Source organism: Streptomyces gossypii, from assembly GCF_025165795.1.
Taxonomy (GTDB): domain Bacteria; phylum Actinomycetota; class Actinomycetes; order Streptomycetales; family Streptomycetaceae; genus Streptomyces; species Streptomyces gossypii.
The window spans coordinates 105,175-120,960 of the sequence record NZ_JAJAGO010000007.1 but is presented as its reverse complement, the minus strand read 5'-3'; the positions used below and the strand labels follow the sequence as shown (position 1 = coordinate 120,960).

The 15,786-nt window shown below is 70.7% G+C and carries 14 protein-coding genes; 8 read left to right on the top strand and 6 right to left on the bottom strand.

Going from position 1 to position 15,786, the window contains the following annotated elements; genetic code table 11:
- The first annotated feature begins 5 nt into the window (after positions 1 to 5).
- Complete coding sequence (locus tag LHJ74_RS16270) at positions 6 to 2,297, top strand: ATP-binding protein (protein WP_260218763.1); 2,292 nt, start codon at positions 6 to 8, stop codon at positions 2,295 to 2,297.
- On the opposite strand, the gene LHJ74_RS16265 is transcribed toward LHJ74_RS16270, so the two are convergent.
- Positions 2,279 to 2,746: a response regulator gene (locus tag LHJ74_RS16265; protein ID WP_260218762.1), complete on the bottom strand. Its 468-nt coding sequence runs from the start codon at positions 2,744 to 2,746 to the stop codon at positions 2,279 to 2,281. The two genes, LHJ74_RS16270 and LHJ74_RS16265, sit on opposite strands and share 19 nt — an antisense overlap.
- Positions 2,743 to 4,413, bottom strand: coding sequence for a PP2C family protein-serine/threonine phosphatase (locus LHJ74_RS16260; RefSeq protein ID WP_260218761.1), 1,671 nt, complete (start codon positions 4,411 to 4,413; stop codon positions 2,743 to 2,745). Before LHJ74_RS16260 ends, LHJ74_RS16265 begins: the two co-directional genes overlap by 4 nt.
- 788 nt (positions 4,414 to 5,201) lie before the next feature.
- Here LHJ74_RS16260 and LHJ74_RS16255 point away from each other — a divergent pair.
- The 7 genes from LHJ74_RS16255 to LHJ74_RS16225 all read left to right on the top strand — a co-directional run bounded on the left by LHJ74_RS16255 (position 5,202) and on the right by LHJ74_RS16225 (position 12,823).
- Positions 5,202 to 5,798, top strand: a complete 597-nt coding sequence (locus LHJ74_RS16255) for a Crp/Fnr family transcriptional regulator (RefSeq protein ID WP_311203306.1) — start codon at positions 5,202 to 5,204, stop codon at positions 5,796 to 5,798.
- A 144-nt stretch (positions 5,799 to 5,942) separates the two neighbouring features.
- Entirely contained in the window at positions 5,943 to 6,812 is an 870-nt protein-coding gene (locus LHJ74_RS16250) for a hypothetical protein (RefSeq protein ID WP_260218760.1), read from the top strand.
- Positions 6,809 to 8,914 (top strand): hypothetical protein, encoded by a 2,106-nt coding sequence (locus tag LHJ74_RS16245; protein ID WP_260218759.1) that lies wholly within the window; start codon positions 6,809 to 6,811, stop codon positions 8,912 to 8,914. Before LHJ74_RS16250 ends, LHJ74_RS16245 begins: the two co-directional genes overlap by 4 nt.
- A 72-nt stretch (positions 8,915 to 8,986) precedes the next feature.
- Positions 8,987 to 10,108 (top strand): PE-PGRS family protein, encoded by a 1,122-nt coding sequence (locus LHJ74_RS16240; RefSeq protein WP_260218758.1) that lies wholly within the window; start codon positions 8,987 to 8,989, stop codon positions 10,106 to 10,108.
- Positions 10,105 to 10,611 (top strand): Pycsar system effector family protein, encoded by a 507-nt coding sequence (locus LHJ74_RS16235; RefSeq protein WP_260218757.1) that lies wholly within the window; start codon positions 10,105 to 10,107, stop codon positions 10,609 to 10,611. The genes LHJ74_RS16240 and LHJ74_RS16235 overlap by 4 nt, the downstream gene beginning before the upstream one ends.
- 336 nt (positions 10,612 to 10,947) lie before the next feature.
- Entirely contained in the window at positions 10,948 to 11,826 is an 879-nt protein-coding gene (locus LHJ74_RS16230) for a M48 family metalloprotease (protein WP_260218756.1), read from the top strand.
- A 142-nt stretch (positions 11,827 to 11,968) separates the two neighbouring features.
- Complete coding sequence (locus LHJ74_RS16225) at positions 11,969 to 12,823, top strand: DUF8017 domain-containing protein (RefSeq protein ID WP_260218755.1); 855 nt, start codon at positions 11,969 to 11,971, stop codon at positions 12,821 to 12,823.
- Positions 12,824 to 12,915: 92 nt separating this feature from the next.
- Here the strand turns inward: LHJ74_RS16225 and LHJ74_RS16220 are convergent, their stop codons facing one another.
- The 4 genes from LHJ74_RS16220 to LHJ74_RS16205 all read right to left on the bottom strand — a co-directional run bounded on the left by LHJ74_RS16220 (position 12,916) and on the right by LHJ74_RS16205 (position 15,754).
- Positions 12,916 to 13,083, bottom strand: coding sequence for a hypothetical protein (locus LHJ74_RS16220; RefSeq protein WP_260218754.1), 168 nt, complete (start codon positions 13,081 to 13,083; stop codon positions 12,916 to 12,918).
- 208 nt (positions 13,084 to 13,291) lie between these two features.
- Complete coding sequence (locus LHJ74_RS16215; protein ID WP_260218753.1) at positions 13,292 to 13,738, bottom strand: hypothetical protein; 447 nt, start codon at positions 13,736 to 13,738, stop codon at positions 13,292 to 13,294.
- Positions 13,739 to 13,778: 40 nt separating this feature from the next.
- Positions 13,779 to 14,459, bottom strand: coding sequence for a response regulator (locus LHJ74_RS16210; RefSeq protein ID WP_260218752.1), 681 nt, complete (start codon positions 14,457 to 14,459; stop codon positions 13,779 to 13,781).
- Positions 14,456 to 15,754: a sensor histidine kinase gene (locus tag LHJ74_RS16205; RefSeq protein WP_260218751.1), complete on the bottom strand. Its 1,299-nt coding sequence runs from the start codon at positions 15,752 to 15,754 to the stop codon at positions 14,456 to 14,458. Before LHJ74_RS16205 ends, LHJ74_RS16210 begins: the two co-directional genes overlap by 4 nt.
- Between the last annotated feature and the right edge of the window lie 32 nt (positions 15,755 to 15,786).

Genomic DNA, 15,786 nt, shown 5'->3' with positions numbered 1-15,786 from the left:
AAGAGATGTCCCTTCCGGAACCGGGGCGGGAGGCCGAAGCCGCAGCGGCCGTCGGCTTCGACCTCAGCGAGTGCGTCCAGGAGCCCATTCACCTGCTGGGCAGGATCCAGTCCCATGGCACCCTGCTCGCGGTGGAGGCCAGTACCGGCACCGTGCACACCGCAGCCCGGAACACCGGCTCCCTGCTGGGCATCATGGCGGAGGAACTGGTCGGGGGGTCCATCACGCGGGTGCTGTCTCCCGAGGACTGGGCCGAGGCTCTGGAAGTCGGTGATGAGCACGAGGTGGCGAGCCTGGTTCTCCCCGTCTCCCTCGATGTGGCAGGCACCCCCCGGATGTTCGATGTGACCGCACACCGACAGGGACCCTCGCTGATCCTGGAGTTCGAGCCGCGAGACGTCCCATTGCCGCATTTCGCGCGTTACTACCAAGGGGTCCGGCGAGCCCTGACACGGCTCCGGTCGTCGACGGCAGTAGTCGAGTGCTGTCAGGCGGCAGTCCGGGAGATCCGGGCGCTGACCGGCTTCGACCGAGTGGTCGCCTACCGCTTCGAGGGCGAGAACGGGCCGGGGGAGGTGGTCGCGGAGGAGGTCGGCGACGGCCACGAGCCCTGGCTGGGGCTCTGGTTCCCCGCCAGCGACATCCCGCCCCAGGCGAGACGGCTCTACCGCGACAACTGGATCCGAGTGATCACCGACGTGGACGACACGAGTGTGGACCTGCACCCCCCGCGGCAGGCCGGCTCGGACCTGCCGCTGGACCTGTCGAACTCGGCACTGCGCACCGTGTCCGGCTTTCATCTGGAGTACCTGCGGAACATCGGTGTGAAGTCGTCGATGTCGGTCAGTGTCCTGCGTGAGGGCGAGCTGTGGGGGCTGATCGCCTGTCACGGCAGCACGGCCGTCACCATTCCCCCGGAACTCCGGGCGGCATGCGAGTTCTTCGGTGTCGCCTTCTCCCTGCAACTCGCGGCCATCGAGGAACGGGAGCAGGCCGAGGCGCTCCTCGCGTCCAGTGAGCGCCTCGGCCGGATCATGTCCCGGGTCACGTCCGATCTGGAGGCCTCGTTCCTGGCAGGCGATGGCACACTCAGGACCCTGCTGGAGGCCGATGGTGCGGCGCTCTGCCGCGGCGCCCGCATCGCCACCAGCGGCACGAGTGTCGCGCCCGCTCTGCTGGAAACCCTCCGGACACGCGCGGCAGAGCTGTCCCCGGGCACGGTCTGGAGCACGGACCGGCTGTCCGAGGAACTGGGCCGCCCCGGCGGCGGCGACCTGGCAGAAGGCGGCCCGGCGGGGATGCTGATGGTGGCGCTGAGCCGCTCGGGTGACTTCCTGGCCTGGTTCCGCAGGGAGCGTCCCACTGCCCGCCAATGGGCCGCCGATCCCTCCCGGCCCGTTCAGGTCGGCCCGCGAGGGGAACGACTCACACCCCGCGGGTCAGGTGCCGCCTTCCGCGCGGTGGTACGTGGACAGAGCTTGCCCTGGACGCCGACCGACCGCGTCACCGCGCAGGAGCTCTGGCGCACGCTGACCGGCCTCGTACTTCGGCACGAGGCCGAACTGGCGGCGCTCAACGAGCAGCTACGCATCACCAACTCCGACCTCGATTCGTTCGCCCATGTGGCGGCCCACGACCTCAAGGAGCCACTGCGGGGCATCTCCAACGCCGCGGCCTTCGTCATCGAGGACGCCGCAGCGGAACTCGATGGGACGACCGTCCGGCGGCTTCTCACCGTGCGGCGACTGGTCGGCCGGATGGACGGCCTGCTCGACTCGCTCCTGCACTTCGCCCGACTGGGCCGAGGCGGGCTGCACCGCGTCCGCGTCCCCCTGGACCGGGTGCTGGACTCCGCGCTGGAGGTGGCCGGGGAACGTCTGGCCGAGGCCCGTGTGAGGGTCGTCAGAGGGGATCTCCCCGAGGTGTACGCCGACGAGTACCGGCTCTACGAGGTCTTGGTCAACCTCTTGGTGAACGCTGCCAAGTACGCCGGCGATCAAGGAGACCGCACGGTCGAGATTCTGGTCGACACACTCCGCCCTCCGGCGGGCGGAGCCCTCCGGCAGACCGTCGTTGTCCGCGACAACGGCATCGGCATTCCGGCCGAGCATCAGGACGAGGTCTTCGAGCTGTTCCGCAGGCTGCACGGGCAGGACGAGCGCGGTGGAGGCACCGGCGTAGGTCTCGCGATCGTCAAACGGATCGTCGAACGGCACGGTGGCGAGCTGTGGCTCGAGAGTGAACCCGGTCGCGGGACCAGCTTCTACTTCACTCTGGGTCAGGAAGACGGCGGCTGAGCGGCAGGGCCCTCGTCCCCGCCCTTCGCTCTTCTCTGCCAGTAGTCCACTGCCCCCTTCAGGACGGTGGTGAAGAGCTCGAAGTTGACCGGCTTGTAGATGTAACTGTCGGCCCCTGCCGCGTAGGTGGCGTCGACCTCGTCCGGCGCGGTGGACGAGGTGAAGGCGACCACGGTCACGTCGTTCAGTTCAGGCATGGAGCGGATGGACCGCAGCACCTCGGCTCCACTGAGACCGGGCAGTTTCAGATCCAGGAGGACGAGTCCCGGCCGTCGGGCGGCTTCCAGCAGCCGCTCGGCGACTCCGGCCCCCCTGTCGGTGAATTCCAGCGTCAGACCCGGATGAGTGCGGCCGAGCGCCCGCTGAATGGCCTCGGCGTCCTCCGCCGAATCCTCGACCACCCAGACGACATCGTGATCGATCCTCGGATCCCGGGCCGACCCGCTCACGCGACCACCTCCGCCTGGGCGACGAGTACGGCGATGTCGTCCGCACCCGTCGCCCGGAACCCCGCGGCAGTGGCTGCCAGGCGTTCTGCGAACCCTTCGGCCGCGCCGGCCCCCTGCTGTGCCACCGTGTCCCGCAGGCAGGATTCGAAGAACGTTCCGTCGGCCGCTCTCGCCTCGGTCACCCCGTCGGTGAACAGCACCAGCGCGTCCCCCGGCGCCATATGCGCCGACCCGGATCCGTACTCGATGTCCTCCAGCACACCCAGCAGATCCCCGTGGGCCGTGAGCTCCTCCACGGCGCCGTCCGCACGCCGCACCAGAGGCGCCGGATGCCCCGCGCTCCAGTAACGTAGGAGGAATCCCTTTCCGTCCCGCACCAGCACCGCTACGAGCGCGGTCACGAAGCGGGACGTGCCCTCCCTGAGCAGGGCCTGGTTCAGCCGTCCCAGCGCGTGCTCGGGCGGACCGCCGTCCTCGAGCAGGGTGCGCAGGGTATGGCGGGCCAGACCCGTGAGTGCCGCGGCCTCCGCCCCGCGACCGCAGACGTCACCGATGAGGAGCGTCACGCCATCCTGCGCCCCCGAGACGGCGTCGTAGAAGTCACCGCCCACATCGAGCGAGGCGTCCCCCACTTCGTATGCCGAACTCAGAGTGAGGCCCGAGATCCGCGGCAGCTCACTCGGCAGCAGATGCCGCTGGAGGGAGACCACGTGCTGGCGCCGTTGTTCGTACAGGGTGCTGGTGTCAATGGCCAACGCGGCCCGGCCAGCAAGATCGGCAAGGAACCGCGAGGCGGACTCCGCGATGACCACCCTGTGGTAGAGGAACGTCAGAGTGCCCAGAGCCCGCCCCCGGGCCCTGAGCGGATTCACGCTGAGCGCGCGTACGGCCCGCCCCGCCCCGGACGAGGCGGCCCCGAACGGCCCGCCTTCCAGCTCGTCACCGTGCAGCACCCGCCCCTGCCCGCGGCTGAGGACCTGCTCCAGCACATGTGTGAGCCAGAGGTCCTCGGCCGCGACCGCACCGAGCCACTGTTGTTCGCCCGCGTCCATGTGCGATGAGGCCACGGGAGTCAGCCCACCGGGCAGACACAGATGCACGACGCAGCCCTCGGCGACAGCGGGGACAGCTGTCCGAGCCACCCGCCGCACGGTCCTCTCCACATCAAGGCTCGAATCCATCTGCAACGACGCCTCCGCCAGGAACGCGTCACTCACCTGACGGAGCTCGTCCTCGCGCCGCGCCATGAGGCGCCGGTCGGAGACCATGGTGACCTCGGCGACCTGCTTCAACCGGCTCCGCAGCGTCACATCGACCGCGGCCCGTTCCGCGGTGGCGACCATGAACGACACCCAGCCCCCCTGCGCCAACGGCACGGCACACTCGGCCACGATCCGCGCGCCCGCCGCCACCAGAAGCTGGACATGCGGCATGGCGCCGTCGAGTTCCGACACCTCGTGAACGGTCACAGGCGGATCGCCGTCCGGATCTTCGGCGGCAGCTGCACCGAACTCCTGCTCGACTTCCATGAACGAGGGCGTCGGCTCCGACAGGGTGACACTGCGGAGGTAGTGCAGCAGTCCGCCGCTCCAGCGGGCGCCCACGACGGCCAGGACGCCGGGCATACGGAGCAGCATGCCGTAGAGGGAGTCAGCCAGCTCCGCCACGTCCTGCACCCTGTCGGAGACACGCCAGAGCTCATGCAGACGACTGGACCACCATCCGTCATCCGCCCGGGAGGAAGCGCGTCCCTCGTGCTGCTCCACCGCGTATCCGCCGTTCCGTATTGCCACTGTCAGCCCCGGCCCGTCACGGGAAACGCTATGTCACACGGCGGCCGAGTGCCTCCAGGCGCGGTCTCGGCGTGGGGCCGGCGCGGTTTCCGCGAATGTGCTCAACCTCTGTTGTCGCCTCCGCAGAGCATGCGGTGGTGCACCGAGGTGGAGCGGTACCGACCGGTCCTCGGCCCCGGGGCGCCGCTACCCTCCGGGTTGTCTTGACGGAGGTTGGTGGACACCAACCGCGACAACCCCCACCGCCAGGTCCGGTTGCCCTTTCTCGGGCAGCTCTGCGGCAGCACAACTGCTGCCCCGCGATTGATCACGGGAGCGCCGGTAACCTGCGCCGACCCCGTCGGTCTGACCGAATGGAGCTGCGCGTCCTCGCCAGGGGGCAACGCACCTCTGGGGTGCTCTGGGGCGTGTGCCATAGGCTGGCTGCACAGAGTGAGGGGAAGGCTTCACCGAAGGACCGTGGAGTTGCCAGGATCCGGGGGGTGCGGGTGGAGACCGACGGCATGGACAGCCCCGGGGCGGGGTGGCCGGTATCAGCGGCCGTTTCCGCAGGGTCCAAGCCCACGCCGCCGTCCCGAGCCGGCAGGCTTGACGATCAGGTCCCGTTCCTGGCCCGGCTGGAACACCAGGAACGTGTCGCGTTACTGAAACTGGGCCGGCCCATGAAGTTCGGCCCGCGGTCCGTGCTGGTGCATCAGGACGAACCGTCCACGCACGTAATGATCATCCTGGCCGGCTGGACCAAGGTCACCCACTCCGCGGCCAACGGCTACGAAGGTCTGCTCGCGCTGCGGGGGCCGGGCGACATCGTCGGTGAGGCGTCCGCGGTCAGCGGCCGTCCTCGCTCGGCGACGGTCACCGCACTCGGGGAGGTCGAAGCCGTCACGATCGAGCGCAGCGGATTCCTGGGCCATCTCGCGGAGTTTCCTGCTACCGCCCTCCAGCTGCTCAGTCTGATCGGGGACCGGACGCGGGCCAGCGACCGACGGCGCGTGGAGCAAGGAGCACTCGGAGTTCGTGAGCGGCTGTCTCTCCTGCTCCTGGAGCTGTCGCGCACACACGGGGTGCGGGAGGCGGAGGGCGTGCGCCTGACCACCGGCCTCAGCCAGCACGAACTGGCAGGCGCGGTCGGAGCTTCGCGCGAGGCGGTGGCCAGGCTTCTCAAGGAGCTGCGGGAACGCGACATCGTCCGGACGAGCCGCAGGGGACTGGTCATCGCCCGCCCGGAGCAGCTGCGCCGCATAGGAGGCGGTGAGTAGGGACTGTCCCGTGGCAGACGGCCGTGCAGCTGAGGGGAGTTGTGTGCCATCGGTTACAGACGCTGTGTGCCGGTGTTCCTTCTCCACTGTCAGACCCACACGAGATAGTGCTCCGGACCGAGCCCGACCGTCCGAGAGGCACCCATGACCCTGGCTCCGACAGAACCGGTCAACCGCACCATTCTGCTGCTGGACATCGAGGACTTCAGCCGGCGGGACGATGTGGCGCAGGCATGCCTGCGCCGGGAGCTGCACAACGTGGTGGAGGACACCCTGGCCGAAGCGGGTGTCGAGCGGACCATGCAGTACCGCGAGGACCGCGGGGACGGCCTGATCGTGCTGGTCAGTGCCGAGGTTCCGAAAACCGCGCTGCTCCGGGCCCTGCTGACGACCACTCCGGACGCGTTGCACCAGTACAACCGGCTGGCATCGAGCAGTGCTCAGATGCGGCTGCGGATGGTGCTGGCAGCGGGAGAGGTCGCCTTCGACCCGAAGCACGGCACGGTCGGCGGGCTCGTCGGCCACGACCTCAACCAGTCTTGTCGGCTGCTTGATGCCGACGTCTTGCGCGAAGCGCTCGCGCAGCAGGACGCGGGCTGCGCGCTGGGGGTGTCGCCCCCCGTCTACGAGGGCGTGGTCCGCCATGGACACCGCGGACTGCGCCCGGAGGAGTTCCACCACACCACCGTGTCCGTGAAGAAGGACCGGCTCGACATGTGGCTGCACGATCCCCTCCCGCGCGGCACCACCGTGCCCGCCCCGGAGCCCGCATCCGCCGGGAGCGGGGGCAGGGGCAGGCGCGACGACGCCACGGGCCAGGCTCCGGCGGCTCCCGCCGCGACGCCCGCGAGCCGCGGGCCGGGGATGATCGTCAACGGCGGGACGGTGTCGTTCGGCGGCAGCCTGGTCGACGGCGATCAGACCGGAGTCAGCGGCGGCCAGGTCACCGGCGATGTGATCATGGGAAGTGTCCAGCGCAAGGTCCCGCGTGAGGGCCGGAGCGAGCAGGCATGAGTGATCAGCCCGGTGACAAGAAGGCGGAGCCGTCCCAGGACGACACCGACCCGTCCGCCGACGGGCCGGAGCAGACGGACGGCGAGCACGCCGACACGGACGACGACCGTCCTCAGGATCCCTGGGCGGCCCGGCGCGAGTTGTACGAACACGTGCCGCGCGCCGTCGGCGGCAGCCTGGTCGGCGGCGACCAGACCGGGGTCAGCGGGGGCAGCGTCGGCGGCGACGTCGTCCTCGGCACCAAGGTGGAGTATCACTACCGCAGCGCTGCCGCCACTCACACCTCGGGAAACATCCCCCCTGCCGAACTCGACGAGCTGGCCGAGGTGTTCGCCGGGTACGAGGAGCTCGTCCACCCCCTTCGCGGCCGGCTGCGCGAGGAACGGGTCCTGGTGCTCTCCGGCGCGCCCTTCACCGGCCGCCGCAGTGCTGCCCTGATGCTGCTGCGTGCCGTGGGCGCCGTGCGCGTGCGGGCAGTGGATCCCAACACCCGGCCGACCGCGCTGAAGGACGAGGTGAACGGGGAATCGCCCGGCTACCTCATCAGCGGCCTCGTGACGAAGAGGGGGAACCCGCTGCGCGACATCGACCTGTGGGCCGTGCGGGACGCCCTCCGGGAGAGGGACGCCTATCTGGTCATCACCGTCGATCTGTTCGCGACCCTGCAGGGGATCACACCCGTCCCCTGGCAGCCGCCGTCGCCGCATGCGGTGCTCCGGTCGCACCTGCATGGCACGGTCCAGGACCCGCGCAGGGAGCGCGAACTGCTGGCCCTGGCACTCTCCCGGGAGTTCCTCGCACGGGACGACCACCAGTTGCGAGAGGCAGCGGAGTTCGCGGCGGCCCTGGCCGAGTACGCGGACGGCAGGACCACCGGGGAGTCGTTGGCGGATGTCGGCCCGGAGCTGGTCCGGAGACAGGCCCAGGAATGGTTCGGGGACGAGGAAACCCCGCTCCGGGACAAGGCGTTCCTCATCTCCCTCGCGGCGTTCGACGAGGCCGCCTACGCCCTGACCGCGGAGCTCAGCGACGCCCTGTGGGCACAGTTCCAGAGGACCGAGGACGCCGGGGCGGAGCCGCGGGTCGGCATCTTCGGGACCTCCATCACCAAAAGGCTGCGCCTGGCCCGAGCTGACGAGTACTGGCAGGAGGAGCACACCGAGTGGGGCCCGGTGCGCCAGCGCAAGGCCCGCTTCCAGAAGCCCGGTACCGCCGCCGAGGTCCTCCGTGAGGTCTGGACGAGCCACCCCTCCGCACGGCCCGCTCTGCTCCAGTGGCTCCGGCAGCTCGCGGAGGACGGACGGCCGCTGGTACGTGCCCGCGCGGCGGTGACAGCCGCGTTGCTGGCCCAGACCGACCTGCCGTCGGCGATGGCCCTGCTCATCGGGGGCTGGGCTGCGTCGAAGAGCTACCGTGACCGCCTCGTCGCCGCAAACGCCCTCGCGATGGCGCACGCTGTCGGCGCCCCGAACATTCCGCAGATCCTGCGCTCCTGGTGCAGCGAGGAGGCCGGCCCGCGGTTCCGCTGGACAGCCATCCGGGCCTACGCCCTCGTGGGCCCCAGGATGCCCGACGAAGCACTCGAGGCGTTGGCGGAAGCCGCCCGCACCGGAGGCGAGGAAGACGAGGCGCGGCACCTCGCCGAGTCCGCCGCACTGCTGCTGAGCGACGAGTCGGCGCAGGTGCGCAGCCGGGTGCTGCGGGGGCTTCTCGACCTTCTCCAGGACGGGTCGTCCGGCCGTCGGCTGGCGCTCCACGCGCTCGTTCTGGCCTGCACGCACGCCGACAGCCGACTGCTGCTGCGCTGGTACGCGGAGGCCGCCTCGCAGGGCACGAGCGAGGAGGCACGTCGGCTGGTGCTGCTGTGGCAGGCCGCCCTGCGCGATCTGCGGCACACCGCCGACGCGCTGAAAGCCCTGGCCGACTGGGCCGTCGAGGCGGACGAGGATCCGCAGATCGAGCGGGAACTGACGATGCTCCTTCCGGCGCTCGTCGGCTCCGACGAGGACCGCAAGCGCCTCGATCACATGCTCCGGACACTGCGCGGCCGGCGTGGGGGAGACCCGCCTCCTGTAGCCGGCCGTCTGCTGACCGTGCTGTGAGGTGCCGCGTTCCCGACCGCGGCCCAGGGCCGCGCCCTTCCGGATGCACCACTGAACGAGAGGAGACCTACGATGGCGGAATTTCGCCGCGGATTCGACTGGGACCAGGGTGCGGACCGGCACAGTGACCTGGTCGATCCCGTACTGACGGTGCGTCAGTTATCCCGGTTCGACTACCGCAGGGGCTACAGCCGAATCGACAACGCGCTGGTGTTCACCACGGACAAGGGGGCGTTCGACGTCTACCTCCCGCCCCGCCGGCCGGTGCGCTCCGTGCTTGCCGCCAAGCGGTACACCGCGGTCTACGAGGTCGACATGGGGGTGCACACCTGCACCCCTTCGCTGCTGCTGCCCAGCGACAACGACGCCTTCGACTTCACCGCCGAGGTGGAGCTGACCTGGCAGGTCACCCGGCCGCAGCAGTTCGTGGCCTGCGGGGAGCGGGACGTACCCGCCCTCCTGAAGCGCCGGTTGGAGCGGCTGACGTACCCGGTCAGCCGTGCCTTCCCGATCGACCGGAGCGCGGATGCCGAACGCGCCGTGTGCCAGGTGATCGCCAGGGCGGGTGAGCTGGGAGACGAGGCCGGGCTGCGTACGTCGTCCGCGGTGCGGCTCCGGCTGGACGACGCGGCGATCGCCCACCAGCGGGAACTCCGCCGGCTCCGCTACTCCGACGAACAGCTGGGCCTCTCCCATGACGTGGCGATGCGGGAGGACCGGTACAACGCGGAGCGGGGGGCGGAGCAGGCGCGGCATGATCACGAGCTCGTGATGCTGCAGGGCCGCCAGGAGGAGGAGGCGAGGGAGCTGGAGGCGGCGAAGATCCGCTACTACGAGCACCACCTCACGCATGGCGGCGTCGCGATGTGGGCCCTGCACCTGGCGCAGCACCCGGAGGACTCCCGGCTGGTGATGGAGAACCTGAGCAGGGACCAGCTGGAGCTGGTCCGGCACCAGTCCAAGTTCGCGCTGCAGGTGTTGAAGGAAGGGACCCTGGAGGATTACCAGCGTGCCGGAGTGAACAAACGGGCCGTGGAGATCATGGAGGAGTTCCTCGCCGGCGACCTGTCCAGTGCCGCTCCCGCTCCGCTCGCGCCGGAGCCTCTGTCCGGGGGCGAAGCCCACGAGCCCTCGGAGCGCCTCCGGAAGCCGGCGGGCGGAGCGTCCGGCCTCAGCGGCGAGGAGGAGGAATGACCTGTGGCGGGGCGGACGCCCCGGCCGTGGGAGTCCGTCTGCTGACGGAGCTGCGGTCCGAGACGGCTCATGCGGACAGCAAGGCGGCTGTGCTGCTCGGTGCCATGAGCATGACGGTGAGTCTGCTCGGTGGCCTGCTCGTGGCCCGGGGGTGGTCCCCGTCGCGGCTCTCTGCCACGGGAAGCACACTGCTGTGGGCGGCCATGGCCGTTCTGGCCGGGGCGCTGATGTGCCTGCTCCTCGCCGTGCTTCCGAGGTACGGCACCAGCCGGTGGTCTCCGGGACGGCCGCTGACGTACTTCGATGACATCCGCCGGGCCACCCAGGACGGCCGGCTCGCCGAGGCACTCGCCGTCACCGAGACACGTCACGCCGATGGAGTGCTTGAGGCGCTGGCCCAGAACAGCCGCATCGTCGCCGCCAAACACCGGTGGATCCGCGCCGGCCTGGGTGCCTACTGCGCGGGAGTGCTGCTGCTGCCCCTCGCGCGGCTCGTCGGCTGAACGCCACGGGTCCGCTTCGCACCGTCGTCACCATCCAGCCGCCCATCCGCGTAGGAAGCTGTCATGAACAGTCCTCATCACCCCCATCATTCCCACCACCCCAGCGGATCCGACCACAGTTCTCGGACCGGCCCTCCGGCCTATCCGACCGGTGCGGCCGCTCCGCCCCCGAGCTACCCGGACGAAACGATTCCGCCCGCGCCGCCCGGCCCGGGAGGTGCGGCCCGGCGCGAGAACGGCCACGGGCGCCGCGGCCGCGTCCACCTTGCGAGGCGGCAGCGTGGCGCCGATGCCACGGCCGTCGGGCAACTGCTTCTGCATCTGCCCTCGCTCCTCGTGAGCCTGGCGATCGTGGCGGTGCTCTCCTACGCCCTCCTCCCGGTCATGGAGTGGCTGGGAATCCTGCTGTGGCTGGCCTCGGGTGCCATGGCTTTTCACCGGCCCACCGAGCGGGCACTGGCCCGTCACCTGCTGAATCTCCGGCACCCCACTCCGCAAGAACGGGCCCGGCTGGAACCGCTGTGGACGGAGGTGGCGGCCCGCACGGGAGTCGAGGGCCGCGCCTACGAGCTGTGGATCGAGGACAGCGATCGGATCAACGCTCTGGCCGCGGCGGGACACATCGTGGGCGTCACCCGGTTCGCCCTGGAGCGGCTGTCCGACGGTCAGCTGGTGGCGGTTCTCGCTCACGAGCTGGGACACCACGTCCACGGTCACACCTGGTCTTCGCTCCTGGGCCAGTGGTACGCGTTTCCGGGACGGCTCGCGTGGGCCGCCGCGCGGAGGCTGGTCCGGCTCGCCGCCGTCCTCGGCCATGGGCGCACAGGCGGCTGGAAGGTGCTGCTGCTTCTCGTCGTGGGCGGCTTCGTGCTGATGACCGCGCTGTCCTACTGGTTCGTGGTCCTGGCGCTGGTCGTTGCCCCGTATCTGCTCGCCGCCGTGGCACGCCGGGCCGAACTGCGGGCGGATCACCATGCCGCGGTGTCCGGCTTCGCACCGATGCTCGCCGAGGTGCTGCAGATGATGCATGCGGAGGAACAGGACAGCGGGCAGGTGGCGGCCTCCGCGCTGTCCGGGTGCGGCGAAACGACTGTGGTCGGCAGGGGAGCCACCGCTCGCGGCCGCAGGCCGAGCCTCTCGGGGAAACTCCTGTCCTCGCACCCCGACTACCACACTCGCCTGCACCACCTCGCGCCGTACCTGGAACGACGTTGAGTTCCTTTGCGTGGTGTCCCCGGACGGGGAGGCATGGTCCAGGCCCCGCCGCCCTGGCATCCGCCCCTCCCGAACGCCGCCGCACAGACCGGGCCCCCACCCGGTCAGGGGACGGATGCGCAGCTCACCTAGGGTGTCGGTCATGTCTTTGACAAAAAGCCTCCAGCGAATCGTTCAGCACCGGCAGTCCGCCCCCATGCCGTTCCGTCGGAAGAAGGGGACCCTGATCGCAGCCCTCGGCATCGGCATGGCCGTCGCCCTGAGCGGGTGCAACGACGACGACGCCGGTAAGGCCAAGGACGACGACACCGAAGCCGCGGCGTCCAAGGCCCCCTCATCCGAGTCGCCCTCAGCGGAGTCGCCCCAGCCCTCTGCTCCGGCGAGCCCTTCGGGCGACCAGCCGACGATCGCGGGATGGCAGACACAGACCTCCAAGAAGCACCACTTCCGCTACGACGTGCCCGCCAAGGCCGAGAAGTGGAAGGTCCTCGACCGGGGCACCGCCCTCTCCTACACGGACAAGGCCGGCGAGCCGATCGTCGTCATGACCGGAGCCGCCAACTACCGTGAGGGCGGCTGCGCGTCGAGCCCCAACCCCGAGGCGATCGGCGAGGCGGGCAAGGGACAGCTCGCCACGGCCGGCACCACCGGAGGCGGCAAGGAGGGCAGTCTCCAGGAGAACGCGCGTAACTGGGCGGGCAACTGGGGCTTCGCGGCGTACGGCGGCGAGGAGCACAAGCCCGAGATCAAGGTCGGTGAGGCCAAGCCGTGGAAGCAGGGCGGCATCGAGGGCTACACCGCGACCGCCGAGGTCACGGTCACCCACCGCCCGGGCTCCTGCGTCCCGCCCAAGGCCGTCGTGCACAGCATCGCCGTGAAGCTCCCCGACGGCACCATGCACGGCTGGGTGATCTACGCGGACCAAGGAGTTCCCAAGGCGCTGACTGCCGCCGAGATCAAGAAGATCATGAGCACCGTCCGGCCCGCGGGCAGCTGACGTCCCTTCACCCCGGCCCCTTCCGGGCCGGGTACATCCGGCCGTCGAGCCGGGCCCGTCCGGTGCCGGACCGGCCCGGAGACGCGTCGTTGTCAGCCTCCGCTGTCGAGCGCGTCGAGGATGTGTGGCCAGGCAGCCGCGCCGGGGAGCGCGTCGGCTTCGGGCGTGGCCAGGACCAGAACGCCGACATCGGTGCCGACGGCTGGAGTGGTCAGCACGCCTTCCCACGGATGGGTCAGCTGGCGCTCTGTCAGCTTCACGTACTCTCCCTGACGGTCCGTTTTCCGCTTCCCCGCGGGGGCCCGCAAGCCTGTTCGGCCTTGATACCCCCACGGCGGATACTGGCGCGAAGCGGTAGGAGTCAGCGCCGGTTTCGAAGAGGTGCCCAACGAGAGTGACGCGGTCGACGACGGCCGAGTGCAGAGGCGGGGTCCGTGAGTGTGGAGGACGCTGCTTGCGCGGCGGCGCTCACGCATGGTTGCCGGGGCCCAGGAGAGTCCGGGCCTCGTCGCGGATGTCGGTGTCGGTGTCGGTGTCGGAGGCCAGGGTGGTGAGTCGGCGGCGGAGTTCGTCCCCTCGGCCCGCGGCGGACACGCAGCTGCGGTAGCCGTCCACCTCACCGGCGAGCTGGTCGGCGGTGCACAACGCCTCGGCGCGGGACAACGCGGCCAGCACGGCGCGCAGGCCTGGCAGGTCGTGGCGTTCCAGCAGGGCCCTTGCCGTCTCCTGGGTGACACCGGTGTCGTCAGCGTCCAGCAGGAGCCGTTCCAGAAGGGGGCGGATGTCGTCGAGGTCCGCCCGCCGGGCGAGCCGCCGTCCGGCCGCGGCACGCTGCGCCCAGGACGGTGAGTCTGCCCAACGGAGCGTCCCGGCCAGGGAGTCCGCCGAAGAGCCCGTCCCCGGTTCCGTGTGCATGCCGCCATCGTGCCCGTCCACGCCCCGTAGCCGCAAAGCGTCAGTGCTGCGGGCCGTCGGATCCGGGCGTGATCAACCCCGTCTCGTAGGCGGCGATCACCGCCTGGGCGCGATCGCGGAGCCGCAGCTTCGACAGGATGCGGGCGACATGAGTCTTCACCGTGGCTTCGCTGAGGTGAAGGCCCGCAGCCAGTTCGGCGTTGCTGCGGCCGCGGGCCAGGGATTCGAGGACCTCCAGCTCACGCGGAGTGAGCGTGGACAGGTCACGGTGGAGGGGAGCCGTGCGGTCGCCGGTCGCGGCGAAGCGTTCGACCAGGCGGCGGGTGATGGCGGGGGCCAGCAAGGCGTCCCCGGAGCGGACCAGATGGACCGCGGCAGTCAGGTGCTCCGGCGTGACGTCCTTCAGCAGGAAGCCGCTTGCGCCCCCGCTGAGTGCGGCGTAGACGTACTTGTCGAGGTCGTACGTGGTGAGGATGATGACGCGCGGCGCCGTTCCGTCGTCCTGGAGGATGCGGCGCGTGGCCTCCAGGCCGTCGGTGCCCGGCATCCGGATGTCCATCAGCACCACGTCGGGTCGCGTCCTCCGGACCGCGGCGATCGCGTCGTCGCCGTCGCACGCCTCGGCGACCACCTCGATGCCGTCGGCGGCGAGGATCATCCGGAAGCCGGTGCGCACCAGCGCCTGGTCATCGACGATCACCACTCTGGGCGCCTCGGTCATGGCTCCTCCACCGGAATCACCGCGCGGACCCGGTAGCCTCCGGCCGGGCGCCTGCCAGCGTGCAGGGTACCGCCGTAGACCGCGAGGCGTTCGCGCAGGCCGACCAGGCCGCTTCCGCTGCCCGAGCCCGCCGACGGCTGCGGCACCCCGCCGGTGTCCGCCACCTCCATCCGCAGCTCGCCGGGTGCGTACTCCACGGTGATCGAGACGCTCGCCCCCGCGGCGTGCTTCCCCGTGTTCGTCAGTGCTTCCTGCGCCACCCGGTAAGCCGCCAGGTCAACGCCGGCCGGCAGTTCGGCCCGCGTGCCCCGCACCGTCAGGTGCACCGGCACGCCAGTGGCACGCACCCGGTCGACAAGCTCCGCCAGCTGGTCCAGGCCAGGCTGCGGAGCCAGGCCCACGTCGGTGGCCGGGTCGGGGCCGTCGGCGGCCATGGTGAGCAGGCCCATCACGTGGCGCAGCTCGGACATCGCCGAGCGCCCGGCCGCCTCCACCGCCAGCATCGCCTCCCTGGCCTGATCGGGCGCCGCGTCCAGAACCTTGCGTGCGGCACCGGCCTGGATCGTCATCATGCTCACGTTGTGGGTGACCACATCGTGCAGCTCCCGGGCGATCCGCGAACGCTCCTGGTCCACGGCCAGCCGCAGCGCCGCCTGCTGCTCCTCCTGCAGCGCCTGCGCCCGCTGCCGCCAGGTGTGGATGCCGTGAGTGGCGAGGCCGATCGGCAGCAGTACCAGGAGGGGGACCAGCCCCCGGTCCACCTCGGGAGCCAACGGGAAGGCCGCGTACAGCACGACCCCGGCGAGCAGCGAAGCCGCAACGGTCTTCCGGCGCGGGCTGTGCACCGCCGCGCTGTACGCCGCGATCAGGCCGGAGGCGAAGGTGACCGTGGTCGCGTCCGCGGCGACGTCACCTTGGTGCAGCAGCAGCGTCGCACCCATCACCGTCCAGTAGGTGGCGAGGGGGTGGCGGCGGCGCAGCAGCAGTGGCATGGCGGTCAGTACCGCGGCCGCCAGCTCCCACGGCTCGACAGGGGGCAGTGTGTGCTCGACTGCCGGAACGCCATGGGGCACGCCATGCGGAGCGTCGGACGGCGGCAGGGACGGCGGCACGGGCGGGGGTAGCGGAGGCCCGGGGATTCCCACGGGGGCCGGTGTCGCGCTCCCGGCGGGTTCCCGCTGCACCTCCATGTACGAACGGTTCAGATCGCCGACGACCACCCCCGCGGTGAGCGCCAAGGCGATCACCGCGTCGACGGCCCAGGACCAGCGGGTGACTGCCTCTTTCCTGCTCACCGCGTCAGTGTGCCAAGCGGTGGGGCGCTCCG

Coding starts and splice junctions, on each gene's coding strand:
- LHJ74_RS16270 (WP_260218763.1), top strand. CDS start 6: ATGTCCCTTCCGGAACCGGGGCGGGAGGCCGAAGCCGCAGCGGCCGTC.
- LHJ74_RS16255 (WP_311203306.1), top strand. CDS start 5,202: ATGAAGTTCGGCCCGCGGTCCGTGCTGGTGCATCAGGACGAACCGTCC.
- LHJ74_RS16250 (WP_260218760.1), top strand. CDS start 5,943: ATGACCCTGGCTCCGACAGAACCGGTCAACCGCACCATTCTGCTGCTG.
- LHJ74_RS16245 (WP_260218759.1), top strand. CDS start 6,809: ATGAGTGATCAGCCCGGTGACAAGAAGGCGGAGCCGTCCCAGGACGAC.
- LHJ74_RS16225 (WP_260218755.1), top strand. CDS start 11,969: ATGTCTTTGACAAAAAGCCTCCAGCGAATCGTTCAGCACCGGCAGTCC.
- LHJ74_RS16235 (WP_260218757.1), top strand. CDS start 10,105: ATGACCTGTGGCGGGGCGGACGCCCCGGCCGTGGGAGTCCGTCTGCTG.
- LHJ74_RS16215 (WP_260218753.1), bottom strand. CDS start 13,738: ATGCACACGGAACCGGGGACGGGCTCTTCGGCGGACTCCCTGGCCGGG.
- LHJ74_RS16240 (WP_260218758.1), top strand. CDS start 8,987: ATGGCGGAATTTCGCCGCGGATTCGACTGGGACCAGGGTGCGGACCGG.
- LHJ74_RS16210 (WP_260218752.1), bottom strand. CDS start 14,459: ATGACCGAGGCGCCCAGAGTGGTGATCGTCGATGACCAGGCGCTGGTG.